Source organism: Nonomuraea sp. NPDC050310, assembly GCF_040655795.1.
Classification (GTDB): domain Bacteria; phylum Actinomycetota; class Actinomycetes; order Streptosporangiales; family Streptosporangiaceae; genus Nonomuraea.
In genome coordinates this window covers 698,677-716,613 of record NZ_JBFAKP010000002.1, presented here as the reverse complement: position 1 = coordinate 716,613, position 17,937 = coordinate 698,677, and the positions used below count along the sequence as shown (strand labels likewise).

Sequence of the window (17,937 nt, the reverse complement as noted above, 5' to 3'; positions counted from 1 at the left end):
CCCCGAGGTGCGGTGCTTACCGGCCGATGCCGACGGTCATGCCCTGGATGATGCGGTTGCCCATCCAGGCGAACAGCGCCACCATCGGCGCGAGGATGATGCAGACGCCGGCGAACATGGTTCCCCAGTCGAGGCCGTTGAACTGCTGCATCTTGACGAAGTTCACCAGCGCCACCGGCAGCGTGACCCGGTCGTCGGACTGCATGAAGGCGATGGCGAAGAGCGTCTCGTTCCACGCGCCGATAAACTGCAGCAGGAAGGCGGTGATCAGCCCGCCCCTGGCGACCGGCAGGATCACCCGGACGAAGGCGTGCAGCCCGCCGGCGCCGTCGATGGCCGCGGCCTCCTCCAGCACCTGCGGGACGCCGGCGAAGAAGCCGGTCAGCAGGTAGACGGTGAAGGGCATCGCCAGGCCGACGTAGACGAGGGTGAGGCCGAGGTAGCTGTCCACGAGCCCGATCGTGGCCATGCCGGTGAACAGCGGCACGAGCAGCACCTGGCCGGGCACGCCGAGGCCCATCGCGAAGGCCATGGTCAGCGCGCTGGAGGTGCGGGTGCGCCGGCGGGCCAGCATGTAGGCGGCGGGCGCGGCGATCGTGACCGCGGCCACCGAGGAGATCACCGCGATGAGCACGCTGCTGGCCGCGGCGGCGCCGAAGCCGCCCTCGCCCCAGGCGTTGGCGTAGTTGCCGAGCTCCACCGAGCCGGGCAGGGCGAAGGGCCGCTCGAAGATGTCGCCCGTGGTGCGGACGGAGGTCAGGAAGATCCAGGCCAGCAGTACCAGGTCCCCGGCGACGATCACCCAGACCAGGGTCAGCCCGAGTTTGCGCGTCATGACATCCCCTGGATCGGCTCGCGGCGCATGATGCGGCGGAGCAGCACGGTGAACAGGCCGACCATGACCAGGCTGACCAGGGCGGCGGCGGAGGCCAGCCCGAGGCGCGGCACCGAGCTGGTGGGGAAGGCGGCGGTGTAGACGTACACGGCGGTGGTCCAGGTCTGGGCGGGCGGGTTGCCCGCGTTGCCGCCGCCGAACAGCAGGATCAGCTCGAAGACCTTGACCGAGCTGACCGTCCACAGCACCGCGCAGACGGTGATCACGTCCCAGGCCAGCGGGACGGTGACGTGCCGCAGCCGCTGCCACGCGGTGGCGCCCTCCAAAGCCGCGGCCTCGTAGAGGTAGGGCGGGATCTGGTCCACCGCGGCCATGATGATCGTCGTGTAGTAGCCGGTCGCGGTCCAGATCAGCGTGGCGATGATCAGCGCGAAGACGTTGTCGGAGCCCAGCCACTTGGGCGCGTCCACGCCCAGCCAGCCCAGCACCACGTTGACCGGCCCGTCCGGGCTGAACAGGAAGCCCGCGACCGCCCCGAAGACCATGGCGTTGACCAGGTTGGGGAAGAACAGCACCGAGCGGGCGAAGAACTTGGCCCGCATCTCCCGCAGCAGCAGCGTGAGCAGGAAGCTGCAGAGGAAGGTGATCAGCCCGCCGACCACCAGGATCTTCAGCGTGTTGCCGATCGAGGTGGCGAAGGCGGGGTCGTGCCAGAGCACCCGGTAGTTGTCCAGGCCCTTCCACTGCATCTCGCCCATGCCGTCCCACCGGTACAGGCTGGTCCAGGCGGAGTAGGCGATGGGGGCCAGGAACAGCAGGCCGTACACCAGCAGCGCGGGCGCGAGGAACGGCCAGTAGAGGCGGGCCCGCTGGCGTTCCAGCGGGCCGTTCCGCCGCGTGGCCGCCATCAGCTCGCGGTCTTCCAGTACTGGATGTGCGCTTCCTTGGCCTTGGCCACGAACTGCTCGGCGCCGATCTTGCCGTGCCACAGCTCCAGGAAGGCCGGGTAGAGCACCTTGTCGCCGTAGTCGCCGGTGACGTTGTCCAGGATGGAGCGGACCGGGTTCTCGGTCAGCGTCTTCTGCACCCCGGCCAGCTCGGCGGGGGCCGGGATGTCGGCCCGAGGGGTGATGTTCTTGGTCTCGGTGGCGATCTTCCCCAGGTTCTCCTTCTTCAGGAAGTAGGCCAGGAAGCGCATCGCCGGTTCGGGGTTCTTGGCCCGCTTCGGCACCGAGAAGCCCATGAGGATCACGTTGGTCTCGGTGTTGCCGCCCTTGGTGACCGGGACGGGCAGCGCGCCCATCTTCCAGTCGGGCCCGACCAGGGTGGCGACCTCGCTGGCCACCCAGCTCCCGTTCATCAGGAAGGCGGCCTTGCCCTTGGCCCAGTTGGTCTGCTGGGCCGGGTACTTGCTGGCGTCGTAGCCGGAGATCACGTGGCCGCCCTTGACGAGCTGCTCCATGCGCTTGGCCGACTCCAGCACGCCGGGGGCGTCCCAGCCGGCGCCGGACTTGTCGTCGTAGATCTTCCTGAGCGTGCCGGGGCCGTTGTCGCGCACCAGAAGCGTGTCCAGGGTGAGGAAGTTCTCCCAGCCCAGCTCGCCGTCCGAGGCCAGGCAGGCCTTGCCGGCGCCCTTGAGCGTCTCGCAGAGCTCGATGAACTCCGCCCAGGTCGCCGGGGGCGTGGCCAGCGCGGGGTCGGCCGCGTTGTAGAACAGCGCGGTCGAGATCAGCTCGTACGGCACGAGCCACCGGCTGTTGCCCTCGGGGTCCTTGGGCAGAGCGTCGACGTACTTGGCGTCGATGACCTCCGACACCTTCTTGCCCTCGCCCGGGATCTCGGCGTCGTAGACCTTCGACAGGTCGGCCGCCTGGCCGGCCAGCGCGGTGGTGGCGACCACGTCGGCGCCCTGGTCCCACAGGTCGGGCGCCTTGTTGGCGGCGATGGCGGGGCCGATCTTCTGGCGGACGTCGCGGCCCTGCCACTCGACCTTCACCTTGGTCCCGGTCTCGGCCTGGAACCGGTCGATCGCGGCCTTGATCACCTTGGCCTGGGGCTCGTCGGCCCGCCACATCGACCAGTACGTGAACTCGCCGCCCTTGGACTCCGTGCCCGCCTGGCCGCTTCCGCCGCAGGCGGCCAGTGCCAGCGCCGCCGCGACGCCGGCAGCCACGATCTTCGGTCCGCGCATCTCGCATCACCCTTCGGAAGAGATCTGCCTGGACCCTAGAACCGGCAAAAGCGGCCAACAAGACAGCCGCTGTAACGGGTTGATATATTGTGATTGAAAATGCAGTTTCTGCTCACAAAGCTGCAAGCTCGTGCAGCGAATGCCGGTAAGTCTGCATCGACGATGAGCTGTCACATCCGGCCGGGCCGCCCCGTCCAGAGGAGGAAGCACCGGACCTACGAAACGAGCTGGACGATGAAGAACGGCTTCCTGATCAACACCGCGGTCGTGCTCGGCGCGGCCATCATGATCGTCTTCGGCTTCTGGGCGTTCCTGGCCCCGCGGTCGTTCATCGACTTCGTGAACTACCACCCCTACAACGAGCACCTCACGCACGACCTGGGCGCCTTCCAGCTCGGCATCGGCGCGACGATGGCCGCGGCGCTGATCTGGCACGACCGCCTGGTGGTGGCGCTGGCCGGGTTCACCGTGGGCAGCGGGATGCACACCCTGTCGCACTACCTGGACCGGCACGCCGGCGGCCACTCGCACGACCTGCCGAGCCTGGGCGTGCTGACCGTGGTGGCCGTGGCCGCCCTGGTGGTCCGGTGGCGGCAGCTCCAGCGAGTCCGCACAGAGCGGACGGAACACGCCTGAACGGGGCGTACTCCCCGTTTCTCGAGGTTGCTTGTTAGGGTGGTCGCGGCGAGCCGGGAAGTCTGGTCGGCCTTGTTGGTTGAGTTCTCTCCGCCCTGGGAGGCCAGGTGTCGAGTGCGCCGCGAAGCGACGACTCCCGGCGCAACGCGCGCCTGACGTGGTCGGATCGGCGCACGCAGCAGTTGCTGGGCGCCCTGCCGTACGGGGCGATGGGCGTGGTGACCCTCACCGACCTGATGTCGGGCACCGACTTCGGCTTCATGGCCCTGCTCGCGCTCGGCCCGGCCTTCGCCGGCCTGGTCGGCGGGGTACGGCGAGCCGCCGCGATCGGCGTGCTGGCGGCGCTGCTGTCGATGGGCCTGGCGCTCTACAACGACCTGTGGGGAACGCGGCAGAGCCTCGTCGCCCTGCTGGTGATCGCCGGCGTGACCGGGGCCGGGCTCATCGCGACCCTGGGCCGGCAGTACCGCGAGCGCGAGCTGGCCAACGTGCGCTCGATCGCGGAGGTGGCCCAGAGCGTGCTGCTGCGCCCGGTCCCCCGGCGAGCCGGGCACCTGCGGGCGGCGGTGTCCTACACCTCGGCGATGGCCGAGGCGCGGATCGGCGGCGACCTGTACGAGGTGGTGACCTCGCCCTCCGGCGTGCGGGTGATCGTCGGCGACGTGCAGGGCAAGGGCCTGGAGGCGGTCGAGACCGCGGCGCTGGTCCTGGGCGCCTTCCGCGAGGCGGCGCACGACGAGATCGACCTGCAGGGCGTGAGCGCCCGGCTGGAGAAGGCGCTCAACCGGCGGCTGTCCGGCGAGGAGTTCGTGACCGCGGTCCTGGCCGAGGCGCACGCCGACGGGCGGCTGATCCTGCTGAACTACGGGCACCCGCCGCCCCTGGTCCTGCGCGCCGACGGCACCAGCAGCTTCGCCGACACCGGCGACTACGCCCCGCCGCTCGGCCTGGCCGCGCTGGGCGTGGAGGGGCCGGAGCCGCAGCGGGTGGAGTTCGGGCCCGGCGACCAGATCCTGCTCTACACCGACGGCGTCATCGAGGCGCGCGACCGCGACGGCGGCTTCTACCCGCTGCAGGAGCGGGCGGCGGTGTTGCTGAAGAACGAGGACCCGGAGGCGGCGCTGGAGGCCCTGCGGCTGGACCTCGTGGCCCACGTCGACTCGCCCCTGCACGACGACGCGGCGATGTTGCTGCTGCGCAACCGCGTGCTGAGCAGCGGCGTGATCGTCACGGACTCCTGACCGGATTCACCGCATCTTGGCCTGAGGTGACAAACACCCCATAAAGGGGGGAATGACGCGCGGAATTCTGGTCATTCCTTCAGAAAGGGGGTGCTCTCTGTCATGCCAAACCGGCTGCGGCTGCTCCACCGCCGTGCCCAGCCGGCCGCGCTGTCGATCGCGCGGCTGGTCATCACGGCCATGCTCGCCTACGTGCTCGCCGACAACCTGCTGAGCGTCAAGGCTCCGCTGCTGGCGCCGCTGACCGCGTTGCTGGTGGTCCAGGTCTCGCTCTACCGCACGGTGCGCATCGCCATCGAACGGGTGGTGAGCGTCACCTGCGGAGTGCTGATCGCCGTGCTCCTGGCCAACGTCTTCCCCTTCACCTGGCTGAGCCTCACCCTCGCCATCCTGGCCGCGCTCATCATCGGCTACCTGCTCAAACTCGGCGACCACCTGCTGGAGGTGCCGATCAGCGCGATGCTCATCCTGCAGATCGGGACGGACGCGGCCGCCGTCGACCGCATCATCGAGACGCTGATCGGGGCGGCCGTGGGCCTGCTGGCCGGGCTGATCGCCTCGCCGGTCAAGCTGCGGCCGGCCGAGGAGGCCATCGGCGACCTCGGCCGGAGCACGGCCTCGCTGCTCGACTCCATGGCCCAGGGGCTCGACCGGGCGCCGGACGACTCGACGGTGTCCGAGTGGATGAACCGGGCGCAGAGCCTCGGGCGCGAGATCCAGCGGGTCGAGGAGGAGCTCACCGCCGCCGTGGAGGCCTCGCAGTACAAGCCGCGCTCCTGGACCGGCATGCAGTACACGCTGGCGCTGCGCGACGCCCTGGAGACGCTCGAACGCTCGACGGTGACCGTCCGGGGGCTGGCGCGCAGCATCGCCGACCGCACCGAGCTGTACCTGCGCGACAGCGGCGGGCTCGGGGCCGAGATGTGGGAGGCCGACGTGCGCGAGCACCTGGCCGGCGTGCTGCGCGAGCTGGCCTGCGCCACCCGCGACTACTCCGGCGCGGTCACCACCCGCAAGCCGGAGCTCGCCGCCGAGCTCACCGCCCGGCTGAACGACTCCATCGCCGAAGGCCGCCGCCAGCGCGACGACCTGAGCTGGCTGCTGCGCGAGGACCCCGGCCACTGGCCGCTGCACGGCGAGCTCCTGGTGCACATCGACCGGGTGCTCGACGGCCTGCGCGACGGCCAGGAACCGGCCCGCTTCCGCCGCACCGCCGGCCCCCGGCCGCCGGTCGTCCGCCGCCTGCTGCCCATCACCGCCAAGCGCGAGCCCGGCTAACCCAGCAGCTCGTACGGCAGAGCAAGGGCCTGCCGCCCCAGGGAGGTCCGTACCGTGTCGGCGGCCAGCAACGCGTCGATCACCGCCTCCTCGACCGCCTCCAGCACCCCGGCGAACACCCGGTCGAGGTCGGCCGGTTCGAGCGTGCGCGGCGCCGGGTCCGGGATCGTGGAGAAGGCCAGCCCGTAGTCGCCGCTGCCCTGGCTGAAGGCCGCCCCCACCTGCCCGAGCGCGAACACGCCGCGCGCGGCGATGCGTTCGAGCTGGCGGGGGTTGCACGGCAGGTCCAGCGCGACGACCACCACGCACGAGCCCTCGTCGGCCGGCTGCTCCGGGGCGGGGGCGAAGGTCTTGCCGAGCAGGCGGAGGTGGCCGCTCATGTTGGCCTGCACGAGCACCCCGACGGTGAGCTCGCAGTCCGACAGCGCGACCTGGCGGGAGGCGCTCCCGATGCCGGCCTTGAAGCCCAGCGCGCACGCCCCGGCGCCGCCGCCGACGTTGCCCATCTCGACCGGCCCGTCGGCGGCGCCGTCCAGGGCGGCGTAGACGTGCTCGCCGGTCACCGGGCGCGGGTCCCCGGTGGACAGCCAGCCGTTGTTCACCTCGCCGACCACCGGGTTGACCGAGGTGAGCGGCTCGGGCGCGCGGTCCAGGAGCCAGCTCAGCAGGCTGTCGGCCACCCGGAAGGTGTTCAAGGTGGAGGTGAGCAGGATCGGCGTCTCCAGCTCCGCCAGCTCCTGGAGCTGCGTGGCCCCGACCAGCTTGCCGTACCCGTTGCCCACGAACAGACCGGCCGCGGTGGGCAGCTCGGGCGGCACGACGGCGGTCACCCCGGAGTACACGTCCCGCGCCTCGTCGATCACGGTGGTCTGGCCGACCAGCACCCCGGGAACGTCGGTGATGGCGTTGTGCGGCCCCGGAGCCAGGATGCCGATGGTGTGCCCGAAATCGCGCAGGCGTCGTGTCCTCATGGAGCCTAGTGTCGCGCCCGGCCCCCGGCGTGGGCCGGACGACCCGCGGCGAGCCCTACCCTGGCGGGATGAGCGCCGAGCAGACCCTCCAGGCCCACCTGGCCGCCCTCACCGCCCGCGACCTCGCGGCCTTCACCGCGACCCTGCACGAGGAGGTCGTGGTCGTCCTGCCCAACGGCAGCCGGCTCGAAGGCCGCCAGGCCGTGACCGACTTCCACCGCGACTGGTTCGCCGACCTCGACTGGACCCAGGAGCTCACCCCGCTGTCGGTGATCGAGACGGCCGGCACGCTGGTGGCGACCTACGAGGCCGACTACTGCGACGTCGACGCCCAGGGCGCGCCGATCCACGCGCGCAACGTGCTCAGCCTGGTCTTCACCCACGGCCCGGACGGCTGGTCGCTGCTGCACGACCAGAACACCCGCCTGCCCTGACCGGCCTCAAGGAGCCCTCAAGGGGACCCGCCAGGAACACAGCGGGCCCGCCGCTCGTTCTTCCGCATGATGCGGTTCATCGAGTCCAACGACCTCGGGATCCGGTCGTCGGTCAGCACGCTCCGGCGGCCCGGCACGCCCATGCAGTTCGTCCTGTTCCCGATGGTCCACATCGCCCAGCCCGCCTTCTACGACGAGGTGGCCACCCGGCTGCGCGGCTGCGGGCTGATCGTCGCCGAGGGCTTCCCCCGCCCGCACATGCGCCGGTTGCGGAAGCTGGCCACCCACCGCCTCGACGACCTGGTCGACCAGGTGGTGGCGCTCGACCTGGAGTCGCTGGGCGTGCCGATCCTGTGGCCGGAGCACCGGGTGAGCGACCAGGCCCCCACCAAGTGGGACCACCTGGCCGAATCGGCCGGGGCGGTGGCCACGTGGCTGAGCCGGGTCAGCTTCCCCAAGGACCTGCCCGACGTCGACGACACCACCCGCGAGGACCAGCCGACCGGCCGCATCGCCCGCGTCTGGGGCCGCTTCGCCGTCGAGGACCGCGACCGCGACCGGGCGCTGATCGCCGCGCTGGCGAAGGTCTACCGGCTCCACCAGCAGGAGCCGCTGGTCACCGCGGTCGTGTACGGCGCGCACCACATGACGGCCGTGGCCGACTTCCTCACCGGGCACCTCGGCTACCAGCCGAGCCACGCCGAATGGCTGACCGTCCGCGACAAGCGGGGCTGAGCCGCCCGAGGCGGTCAGCCGCAGCTCAGGGGTGGGCTGTAGACGTTTTCAGCCATGGGTTAGGCTCCACTTCCGTGCGCGACATCACGGTCTTCAGCGGAAGCGCCCACCCCGAACTGGCCGAGGAGATCTGCGCCCATCTCGGCACCCCGCTCCACCCGGTCCGGGTCAGCCGCTTCGCCAACGACTGCCTCGAAGTGCAACTCCAGGCCAACTGCCGCGAGCGCGACGTCTTCCTCATCCAGCCGCTGGTGCCGCCGGTGCAGGAGCATCTCGTGGAGCTCCTGCTGATGCTGGACGCCGCCCGCGGCGCCTCGGCCGCTCGCACCACCGTCGTGATGCCTCACTACAGCTACGCAAGGTCGGACAAGAAGGACGCGCCCCGCATCTCCATCGGGGCACGCCTGGTCGCCGACCTGCTCGTCACCGCCGGAGCCAGCCGGGTGCTGACGATGACCCTCCACTCCCCGCAGGTGCACGGCTTCTTCAGCGTGCCCGTGGACAACCTGCACGCCCTGCGCGAGCTGGCCGCGCACTTCGTCCGCTACGACCTGTCCAACACCGTGGTGGTCTCGCCCGACCTCGGCAACGCCAAGGAGGCCGCCGCCTTCGCCCGGCTGCTCGGCGTGGAGGTCGCGGTCGGCGCCAAGCAGCGCTTCGCCGACGACCGCGTGGTGATCAGCTCCGTGATCGGCGAGGTCGCCGGCAAGGACGTGATCATCCTCGACGATGAGATCGCCAAGGGCTCGACCGTGATCGAGCTGCTCGCCCGGCTCCGCGAGCGCGGCGCCCGATCCTTCCGCGTGGCCTGCACGCACGGCCTGTTCGCCAGCGGCGCCGTCGAGCGCCTCAGCGAGGTGCCCGGCGTGCTGGAGATCGTCTGCACCAACACCGTCCCCGTCCCCAAGCCGAGCGACAAGCTGACCGTGCTGTCGGTGGCGCCCGCGCTGGCCGAGGCCATGCGCAGGATCCACGACGGCGAATCGGTCAGCGCGTTGTTCAGCACCACCTGAGAGAGGTCCCCATGGTCAGGGAGTCCTACCTGGTCGCCGCCGCCTCGGCGGTCTCGTTGCTGCGGGAGCCGGCGGTGGCCGCCGCCTGGAACAAGCCCAGCGCGCTCACCGAGTTCTCGGTCGGCGGGCTGGCCGCGCACCTGGGCCACCAGCTCGTGCGCGTCTCCGACGTGCTGGCCCTCCCCGAGGACAGCCACGAGCCGGCGCCGCTGCTGGAGCACTACTTCCGCTCCCCCTGGGTCGAGGCCGGCCTCGACCACGAGAGCAACATCGGCGTACGGCGAGGCGGCGAGGCCGTGGCCGCCGAAGGCGCGGACGCGGTGGTGTCGAGGAGCGAGGTGCTCCTGGAGACCTTCCGCGAGGTCCTGCCCGAGGAGAGCCCCGAGCGGGTCGTCTTCCTGCCGTGGGCCGGCTGGGCGCTCACCCTCGACGACTTCCTGCTCACCCGGATGATGGAGATCGTCGTGCACTCCGACGACCTGGCGGCGAGCGTCGGCGTGCCGACGCCAGAGCTCCCGGCCGAGGTCATCGACCCCGTGGTCGACCTGCTGGCGCGGCTGGCCGTACACCGGCACGGGCCGACCGCGGTCATCCGCGCGCTGAGCCGGGCCGAGCGCGCCCCGGCCACGATAAGCGCCTTCTGAGTCCGATTTCCGCGAGAACCGGTGGTCCGATTACCGCCGGTTCTCCGACCTGACCAGCGTCTACGTTGGCAGGCATGGAACTTGGACTGAACGGCAAGATCGCCCTGGTCACCGGTGCCTCGAAGGGCATCGGCCTGGCCGTCGCCCGCACCCTGGCCGCGGAGGGCGCCCACGTGGTCGCGGTGTCGCGGACCCCCGCCCCCGGCCTCGACGCCGACCACTTCGCCGCCGACCTGACCGACCCGGAGGCGCCCGCGGCCGCGGTGCGCTACGTGGCCGAGCGGTTCGGCGGGCTCGACATCCTGGTGAACAACGCCGGCGGCCCGCCCCCCGGTGTGACGTTGCCGCGTTTCGGCTTTCTGACGCCCGGTGACGACGACTGGCGCCAGATGCTCGAGTTCAACCTGCTGAGCCCGGTGCGTGCCATCCGGGCGGCGATCCCGCTGATGCTGGAGCGCGGCGGTGGCGCGATCGTCAACGTCTCGACCACGATGGCCCGCATGCCCGCCCCGATGAACGTCGACTACAGCGCGGCCAAGGCCGGGCTGAGCACGGTGACCAAGTCGCTGTCGGAGGAGTACGGGCCGCAGGGCATCCGGGTGAACACCGTCTCGGCCGGGCCCACCCGGACCGCCTGGTGGACCGAGTCGGGCGGCGCGGCCGACGTGCTGGCCGGCGCCACCGGCGCCGACCGCGAGGCCGTGCTGGACAAGGTCGCCCCGGAGATGATGAACCTCACCACCGGGCGCCTGGTCGATCCTCAGGAGGTCGCCGACGTGATCACGCTGCTGGTGTCGCCGCGCTCGGCGGCCACCACCGGAGCCGACTTCGTCGTCGACGCCGGCCACCTCAAGCAGGTGTAGTCGGGCAGGTCGATGCGGCTGGCCATCCGGTCACCCATCTTGATCATCGAGGTGAGCAGGAAGCGGCGGCGGAAGAGCTGGTTGCGCAGCCAGCGGCCAGGGCGGGTCTTCGGGGCCATGAACGGGCCGGCGTTGCCGTTCTCGGCGCTCTTGGCGTAGGGGCGGAAGAGCTCCTCGTAGCGCCGGAAGGCCGTGCGGTGGTCGGCGTTGGTGGCCAGTTCCCCGGCCAGCACGTAGGCCGCCACGACCGCCAGGCCCGTGCCGAACCCGCCCAGCGTGTTCCCGTAGGCCGCGTCCCCGATCAGGGCGACGCGGCCTGCGGCGTAGCTGTCCACCCGGGCCTGGCTGATCGAGTCGAGGTAGACGCTCCCCGCCCGGTCCAGCGCGGCCAGCACCTCGGGCACCCGCCAGCCGCAGCCGGCGAAGGCCGCGCGGACGAGCTCCTTCTGCTGCTCCTCGTCGTAGCGGTCGTAGAACAGCTCCGGCGAGGCGAAGACGAAGAAGCTGGCCGCCTTGCTCCCGCCCAGGCTGATCATGCGGCCCGGCTCGTTGTACATCACCGGCTCGACATCGAGGTCGAGGTCGGCCAGCGCGTAGTAGTAGCCCAGGTGACGGACGTGCTCGTGCTCCGGGCCGAAGGCCAGCCGCCGGACGTTGGAGTGGATGCCGTCGGCGCCGATCACCAGGTCGAAGGTGCGGGGCGCGCCTCGCTCGAAGCTCACGTGCACGCCCGCCGGGGTCTCGGTCAGCGAGGTGATCGAGTCGCCGAAGACGTACTCGCAGCTCTTCTCGGTCTGCTCGACCAGGATGCGGGCCAGGTCGCCGCGCAGGATCTCCAGGTCGCCGCCGGTGAACTCGCCCGGCCACACCGCCACCTCGCGGCCCTTCTCGTCGATGATCGTCAGGTCGGTGCCGCCGGTCTGGTGCTCCCGGATCCGCTCCAGGACGCCCATGCGCTCCAGGACGGTCAGGTGGGTCTCGCCCTTGAAGTCGACCGCCTGGCCGCCGGGGCGCAGCGCCGGGGCCTTCTCCACGAGGGTCACCTTGGCGCCGGCGCGGGCCAGCCAGAAGGCGAGGGCGGGGCCGGCGATGCTCGCGCCGGAGATGAGGACCGTGGTGTTCGTCAGCGTCATGCCCACACCTTCGGCCGGGGCGCTGACAACCGACGGCCCGATCGCTGACAGCCCCCGCCCCGACTGTCAGCGGGGGTGCTCACCGTCCACGGCCTTGGCCACTGCGGCCAGGGCGGCTTCGCGGTCGAGGGCGGCGGCCTCGGCGTAGGTCGTGGCGAAGCGTTCCTGGCCCAGGGCCGCGCGTGCCCGGGCCGCGGTCTCGGCCACGTCCCGATCCCCCGCCACCGCCAGCCCGCGCAGCGCCACGGCCACCCCGAGCAGGCGCGCACTCTCCTCCGCCGGTACGGCTTCCGCCAGCCCCTCCACCGCATCAGCCAGCTCGGCGACCAGCGGCGACTGCCGGGCCAACGCCACCGCCTCCCGATGCCACCCGGCCACCGAATCCCCCTCGACGCCCAGCGCACCGGCGATCCTGGCCCGCTCGGTCAGCACCCGGGCCGGACCGGCGTCGAGCCCGAACCCCTGCCCCTCGGCCGCCGTCGCCGCCCGCTCGACCTGCCGCCGGGCCCCGTCGAGGTCTCCCGACCAGCGGGCCAGCCGAGCCAGCCCGAGCGCGGCGATCGGCGGCTGCCCCGCCCTGGCCCGCAACTCGTCAGCGCCATGGAAGTCGGCGACCGCCGACGGGTCCCCTTCCCGCACCCGCGTCTCGGCCCGCCGGGCCAGCACGTCGGCCGACTCCTCCAGCGCACCGAGCTCCTCAAGCAGGTCCAGGGCCTCGGCCCGCAGCTCATGGGCCCGCTCCCACTGCCCACGCCAGCTCGCCACCAGGGCCTGCCAGTCGAGCGCCTGCGCCATCCCCCACCGCTCGCCGAGCGCACGGAACCGGGCCAGCACCCCGTCCAGCAGCCGGTGCCCCTCGCCCGGCTCACCGCCCAGCACCCGGACCAGCCCGTCGCTGAGCCGCCCCAGCGCCACGTTCCAGTCGTCGCCGCCGAGCAGCGCGGGCGAGCCGAACCCGTCGGGGCCCACGAACATCCCCCACAACGCCGCGGTGAACGGGTGCCGCAGCGGCCGGTCCATGCCCCGCATGATCGCCGCCGCCCGGTCCCAGTGCTCCTCCGAGGCGCGCGGCACCGCGTGCAGGACGCAGGCCACGTACTCCTCCTCCAGGCCCGGCAGCGGCTCCAGCAGACCGGCCGCGATCTCGCCGACCTGGCCGCGCCGGCCGCTCAGCCAGCAGTACGTGGCCAGCGCGGCGACCATCCGCTGCCCGGTCTCCGGGTCGTGCCGCATCGCCGCGGTCAGGTTGGCGTGCTCGGCCGACAGCCGGGCCAGCCAGTCGAGCTGCTCGGCCCGGCGCAGGTGCGGCTCGGCGCGCAGAGCCAGGTCGAGGTAGTAGCGGGCGTGCTCGGCGCGGACGTCGTCGGTCAGGGTGGCCGCGCAGAAGTAGCGGATCGTGTCGAACATCCGGAACCGCGAACCTTCGAGCACGACGAGGGACTTGTCGACGAGGTCGGCGATGTCGCCGCACAACGCCTCGGCGGCCTCCAGCGAGGCGCCGCCGGCGAAGACCGAGAAGCGCCTGGCCAGCTCCTGCTCGTGCGGGGTGAGCAGGCTCCAGCTCCACTCGACCGCCGCGCGCAGGGTCTGGTGGCGGGCGCTTGCCGTACGGTCGCCTCGGGACAGCAGGCGGAAGCGGCCGTCGGTGGCGAGCCGGGCGGCGAGCTCGGCGACCGGGAAGGTGCGCAGGCGGGCGGCGGCCAGCTCCAGCGCCAGCGGCAGGCCGTCGAGAGTGGCGCAGACCTCGGTGACCGCTTCGACGTTGGCCTCGGTGACCTCGAACCCCGGACGTACGGCTGCCGCCCGATCGGCGAAGAGCCGGACCGCGGGGTAGGCCAGGGCCTCGGCCGGGGTGGCGCCCGGCGGCGGTGCGGCGAGCGGGGCCAGGGGGACCAGGTGCTCGCCGGTCAGGCCGAGCGGCTCGCGGCTGGTGGCCAGGATGGCCAGGCCGGGGCAGGCGGCCAGCAGGTGCCGGGCCAGCGCGGCGGCGGCGTCGATCACGTGCTCGCAGTTGTCCAGCACCAGCAGCAGTTCCCGGCCGGCCAGCGCGGCGGTCAGCCGGTCGAGCGGCCCGGCCGGGGTGTGCGGCAGGAACCCGCCGCCCTCACGCACGCCCAGCGCGCCCAGCACGGTGAGCGCGACCACCTCGGACCCGCCACGGGGCGGGCGGGGCTCAACGGCGGACAGGTCGGCGAAGCAGACCTCGCGGGGGTCGCGGGCGGCGGCCTCGACCGCGAGCCGGGTCTTGCCGACGCCGCCGGGGCCGAGCAGGGTGACCAGCCGTTCGCCGCCCAGGCCACCGAGCTCGCCCGCCCGGCCGACGAAGCTGGTGAGCTGGGCGGGCAGTCCCCGCACGGCCGGCCGCTCGGCCCGCAGCACGGACAGGTGGAGGGCGGCCAGCTCAGGCGAGGGATCCGCGCCCAGCTCGGCGGCCAGGCGTGCCCGGGTCGCCTCGAACACCGCCAGCGCCTCGGCCGGCCGCCCGGTGGCCACCAGCGCCCGCATGAGCAGCCCCGCCAGCCGCTCCCGCAAGGGATGCTGAGCCACCAGCCCACCCAACTCGGCCACCAACCCCGGCACCCCACCACCGAAAGCCCCGCTCCCCGGGGGTGCCTGGTTCTCCGTGGTGGGGGCACCCAGGGCCAGGGTGGCCTCGGCCAGGTCCTCGACCGCCGACAGCCGCAGCTCCTCCAGCCGAGCCACCTGCGCCGCGCCGAAGGGCAGGTCGGGCAACGCCGGCCCCCGCCACAGCCCCAGGGCCTCACGCAACCGCTGGACGGCAGCCGAGTGCGAACCCCGCGAAAGCAGGTCACGCCCCTCCCCGGCCAGCCGCTCGAACAGGTGCGCGTCCACGTCGAGCGGCTCGACCGCCAGCCGGTAACCGGCGCCCTCGAAGGAGACCGGCAGGTGCCGCCGCAGCCGCGAGACCTGGGCCTGCAGCGCGTTGGCCGCTCCGGCGGGCGGCGCGTCGCCGTACTGGCCGTCGATCAGCCGCTCGACCGGCACCACGCGCCCGGCCTCCAGCAGGAGCATGGTCAGCAGCGCCCGCGGCCTGGGGCCGCCGACGGCGACCTCCTCTCCGGAGGCGCTCTCGACCGTCAGCGGCCCGAGGATGCCGAAGCGCATACCTGCGATCGTAGGCCCGTCAGCCGGACTGGCTCCGCGCGGCGTAGTGGCAGGCCGCCTGGGCGTCCGGTACGGCAGGCAGCACGCTCAGCAACTCGCCCTTGCACAGGTCGGCCACGCCTGCCTCCGCGGCCCGCCCGCTGCTGAGCACCTGGCAGCGCGCGTGGAACCGGCACCCGCCGGGCACCCGGGTGGGGTCGGGCGGCTCGCCGGTGAGCACGACCCGCTCGGTGGACTCCGGCAGCACCGACAGCAGCGCCTGCGTGTACGGATGCCTCGGCTCGGTGAGCACCTGCTCCACCGGCCCCGACTCGACGATGCGCCCGAGGTACATCACCGCCACCCGGTCGGCGATGTTCCAGGCCAGCCCGAGGTCGTGCGTGACGACCAGCGCGGACAGGCCCAGCTCGTCGCGCAGCCGCAACAGCAGGGCGAGGATCTCGCCGCGCACCGAGGCGTCGAGCGAGGCGACCGGCTCGTCGGCGACCAGCAGGCTGGGGTCGAGCGCGAGCGCCCCGGCGATGACCACGCGCTGGCGCTGGCCACCGGACAGCTCGTGCGGGTAGCGCAGGAAGAAGCGCTCCGGCGGGCGCAGCCCGGCCCGGCTGAGCGCGCTGCGCACGATCTCCTCCTCGTTGGCCAGGCCGTGGATGCGCGGGCCTTCGGCGACCGCCTCGTAGACGGTGTGCCTGGGGTTGAGCGCGCCGGTCGGGTCCTGGAGGACGAGCTGGGCCTGGCGGCGGTAGGCCTTGAGCGCCTTGGAGGAGTAGTCCAGGGCGGCTCCGCCGTACAGGACCTGGCCCTTGGTGGGGCGTTCGAGGCCGAGCAGGGTGCGGGCGAGGGTGGTCTTGCCGCATCCGGACTCGCCGACCAGCGCGACGATCTCGCCCTGGCCGACCGCCAGGTTGACCCCGTCGACGGCCCGGGCCCGCCGGCCGCGGGAGGAGAACTCGACGTGCAGGTCGCGGGCTTCGAGCAGGGTCTGGGTGACGGTCATCGTCATGACGCCTCCGTTTCGAGGACGTGCACGCAGGCGGCCTCGCGGCGGTCGCCGGCCCGCCAGAGCTGGACGTCGAGCGAGGCGCAGCCGGGCAGCGCGACCGGGCACCTCGGGTGGAAGGGGCATCCGGCCGGCAGGTCCATGGGGTCGGGCGGGTCGCCGCCGAGTCCCTTGGGCGCCAGGCGGGAGACCGGGTCGCCGACGGTGGGGAAGGCGGCGGCCAGGGCCCGGCTGTAGGGGTGCTTGGCGTCGTGGAAGACCTCGTGGGAGGGGCCGACCTCGACCAGGCGGCCGGCGTACATGACGCCGAGCCGGTCGCACATGTCGGCCAGGACCGACAGGTCGTGCGAGATCATGATCATCGAGATGCCGCGCTCGGCGATCAGGCCCTTGATCAGGGTGAGCACCTGGGCCTGGACCATGACGTCGAGCGCGGTGGTCGGCTCGTCGGCGATGATCAGGCGCGGCTCGCAGGCCAGGGCCATGGCGATCATCACGCGCTGCCGCTGGCCGCCGGAGAGCTCGTGCGGGTAGCTGCGGGCGCGCCAGGCCGGGAGGCCGACCTGGCTGAGCAGCTCAGCCACCCGCTTATCCGGATTTTTCGTGATCTCGTGGATGATGAGCGGTTCGGCGATCTGCTCCCCGATCCGGCGCACCGGGTTGAGCCCGTGCTGCGCGCCCTGGAAGACGATCGACGCCTCCGCCCAGCGGACCGCGCGCAACCGGCCCCACTTCATGGCCAGGATGTCCTCGCCGCCGAGCATGATCTTGCCCTCGACGCGGGCGGTGGCCGGCAGCAGCCGCAGCAGCGCCATGGCCAGCGTCGACTTGCCGGACCCGGACTCGCCCGCGATGCCGAGGGCCTCGCCCGGCGCCAGGGCCAGCGAGACCCCGCGCACGGCGGGCACCTCGCCCGAGGCGATCCGGTAGGTGATGGACAGCTCGTCCAGTTCGAGCAGGCTCATCGCGACACACCCCGCAGACGTGGGTTGAGCACGGCCTCGAGCGCCCGGCCGCAGAGCGTGAAGGCGAGCACGACCGCGACGATGCAGACGCCGGGCGACAGGATGTACCACCACGCGCCCTTCGTCGCCGCGCCCCAGTCGTAGGCGCCGCGCAGCAGGCTCCCCCACGACGTCGACCCCGAGGTCGCGCCGAGGAAGGCCAGCGTGGACTCGGCGACGATCGCGCTGGCCACCTGCAGGGTGGTGTTGGCCAGCACCAGCGGCGCCACGTTCGGCAGCACGTGCCTGGACATGATGTGCCAGTGGCCGGCGCCGAGCGCCTTGGCCCGCTCGATGTACGGCCTGGCCTCCACCGCGAGCGTCTGCGCGCGGATCAGCCGCGCGGTGGTCGCCCACGAGGTGATGCCGATGGCCAGGATGATCGTCGCGCCGCTGCCGCCGAGGATGGCCGACAGCACCAGGGCCAGCACCAGCGAGGGCAGCACCAGGAACCAGTCGGTGACGCGCATGAGCACCGCCGACAGCCAGCCGCGGAAGTGCCCGGCGGCGATCCCGACCACGGTGCCGATGCCGATGCTGAGCAACGCGGCCAGGAAGCCGATGAAGAGCGAGACCCGCGAGCCCCACATGATCATCTCCAGGACCGAGCGGCCCGACTCGTCCGTGCCGAGCGGGAACTCGAAGCTGGGCGGGGCGAGCTTCTGCCCCGTGGCCTTGGTCACGTCCATGACCGAGATGTCGCTGAGCAGGGGCGTGAGCAGGGCGAGCGCGACCGCGGCGAGCAGGATGGCGCCGCCGATGACGCCGGCCCGCTGCTTCCTGAACTCCGCCCAGAACCGGCCCAGCCCGGCCCGCCGCCGTTGCCAGGCGAT

General features: G+C 72.4%; 17 protein-coding genes. 8 read left to right on the top strand and 9 right to left on the bottom strand.

Annotation, left to right across the window (positions count from 1 at the left end; genetic code table 11):
• Positions 1–16: 16 nt before the first annotated feature.
• From AB0I67_RS09655 to AB0I67_RS09645, 3 genes are read right to left on the bottom strand one after another with little or no spacing between them, the layout of a single operon-like run.
• Positions 17–835, bottom strand: coding sequence for a carbohydrate ABC transporter permease (locus tag AB0I67_RS09655; protein WP_357920321.1), 819 nt, complete (start codon positions 833–835; stop codon positions 17–19).
• Complete coding sequence (locus tag AB0I67_RS09650) at positions 832–1,743, bottom strand: sugar ABC transporter permease (protein WP_357920319.1); 912 nt, start codon at positions 1,741–1,743, stop codon at positions 832–834. Before AB0I67_RS09650 ends, AB0I67_RS09655 begins: the two co-directional genes overlap by 4 nt.
• A complete protein-coding gene (locus AB0I67_RS09645; protein WP_357920317.1) occupies positions 1,743–3,026 on the bottom strand; it encodes an extracellular solute-binding protein in 1,284 nt (427 codons plus the stop codon). The genes AB0I67_RS09650 and AB0I67_RS09645 overlap by 1 nt, the downstream gene beginning before the upstream one ends.
• A 234-nt stretch (positions 3,027–3,260) precedes the next feature.
• Between AB0I67_RS09645 and AB0I67_RS09640 the strand changes: the two genes are divergently transcribed.
• The 3 genes from AB0I67_RS09640 (at position 3,261) to AB0I67_RS09630 (ending at position 6,181) form a co-directional block, all read left to right on the top strand.
• Positions 3,261–3,662, top strand: coding sequence for a hypothetical protein (locus AB0I67_RS09640; protein WP_357920315.1), 402 nt, complete (start codon positions 3,261–3,263; stop codon positions 3,660–3,662).
• A gap of 107 nt (positions 3,663–3,769) precedes the next feature.
• Positions 3,770–4,903 (top strand): PP2C family protein-serine/threonine phosphatase, encoded by a 1,134-nt coding sequence (locus AB0I67_RS09635; RefSeq protein ID WP_357920312.1) that lies wholly within the window; start codon positions 3,770–3,772, stop codon positions 4,901–4,903.
• 102 nt (positions 4,904–5,005) lie between these two features.
• The gene (locus tag AB0I67_RS09630) at positions 5,006–6,181 is read left to right on the top strand and encodes an FUSC family protein (protein ID WP_357920309.1); all 1,176 of its coding nucleotides are present in this window, start codon (positions 5,006–5,008) and stop codon (positions 6,179–6,181) included.
• Here AB0I67_RS09630 and AB0I67_RS09625 read toward each other — a convergent pair.
• Complete coding sequence (locus tag AB0I67_RS09625; protein ID WP_357920306.1) at positions 6,178–7,152, bottom strand: P1 family peptidase; 975 nt, start codon at positions 7,150–7,152, stop codon at positions 6,178–6,180. The genes AB0I67_RS09630 and AB0I67_RS09625 overlap by 4 nt on opposite strands.
• A gap of 68 nt (positions 7,153–7,220) precedes the next feature.
• Here AB0I67_RS09625 and AB0I67_RS09620 point away from each other — a divergent pair, with 68 nt between their 5' ends.
• The 5 genes from AB0I67_RS09620 to AB0I67_RS09600 all read left to right on the top strand — a co-directional run bounded on the left by AB0I67_RS09620 (position 7,221) and on the right by AB0I67_RS09600 (position 10,841).
• On the top strand, positions 7,221–7,586 hold the full coding sequence (locus AB0I67_RS09620) for a nuclear transport factor 2 family protein (protein ID WP_357920304.1): 366 nt from the start codon (positions 7,221–7,223) through the stop codon (positions 7,584–7,586).
• 66 nt (positions 7,587–7,652) lie between these two features.
• Positions 7,653–8,321, top strand: a complete 669-nt coding sequence (locus AB0I67_RS09615) for a hypothetical protein (protein WP_357920301.1) — start codon at positions 7,653–7,655, stop codon at positions 8,319–8,321.
• A gap of 74 nt (positions 8,322–8,395) precedes the next feature.
• On the top strand, positions 8,396–9,334 hold the full coding sequence (locus tag AB0I67_RS09610) for a ribose-phosphate pyrophosphokinase (protein ID WP_357920298.1): 939 nt from the start codon (positions 8,396–8,398) through the stop codon (positions 9,332–9,334).
• A gap of 11 nt (positions 9,335–9,345) precedes the next feature.
• Positions 9,346–9,978 carry a maleylpyruvate isomerase N-terminal domain-containing protein gene (locus tag AB0I67_RS09605; protein WP_357920296.1) on the top strand — a complete coding sequence of 211 codons (633 nt, stop codon included), beginning with the start codon at positions 9,346–9,348 and terminating at the stop codon, positions 9,976–9,978.
• 74 nt (positions 9,979–10,052) lie between these two features.
• Positions 10,053–10,841 (top strand): SDR family oxidoreductase, encoded by a 789-nt coding sequence (locus AB0I67_RS09600; protein ID WP_357920293.1) that lies wholly within the window; start codon positions 10,053–10,055, stop codon positions 10,839–10,841.
• Here AB0I67_RS09600 and AB0I67_RS09595 read toward each other — a convergent pair.
• The 5 genes from AB0I67_RS09595 to AB0I67_RS09575 form a co-directional block, all read right to left on the bottom strand.
• Positions 10,739–11,974, bottom strand: a complete 1,236-nt coding sequence (locus AB0I67_RS09595) for an FAD-dependent monooxygenase (protein WP_357920290.1) — start codon at positions 11,972–11,974, stop codon at positions 10,739–10,741. The genes AB0I67_RS09600 and AB0I67_RS09595 overlap by 103 nt on opposite strands.
• 66 nt (positions 11,975–12,040) lie before the next feature.
• Complete coding sequence (locus AB0I67_RS09590) at positions 12,041–15,100, bottom strand: BTAD domain-containing putative transcriptional regulator (protein ID WP_357920287.1); 3,060 nt, start codon at positions 15,098–15,100, stop codon at positions 12,041–12,043.
• Between the two features lie 19 nt (positions 15,101–15,119).
• Positions 15,120–16,097, bottom strand: coding sequence for an ABC transporter ATP-binding protein (locus tag AB0I67_RS09585; RefSeq protein ID WP_357920400.1), 978 nt, complete (start codon positions 16,095–16,097; stop codon positions 15,120–15,122).
• Positions 16,098–16,099: 2 nt separating this feature from the next.
• Entirely contained in the window at positions 16,100–17,065 is a 966-nt protein-coding gene (locus AB0I67_RS09580; RefSeq protein ID WP_357920285.1) for an ABC transporter ATP-binding protein, read from the bottom strand.
• Entirely contained in the window at positions 17,062–17,937 is an 876-nt protein-coding gene (locus tag AB0I67_RS09575) for an ABC transporter permease (RefSeq protein WP_357920397.1), read from the bottom strand. Before AB0I67_RS09575 ends, AB0I67_RS09580 begins: the two co-directional genes overlap by 4 nt.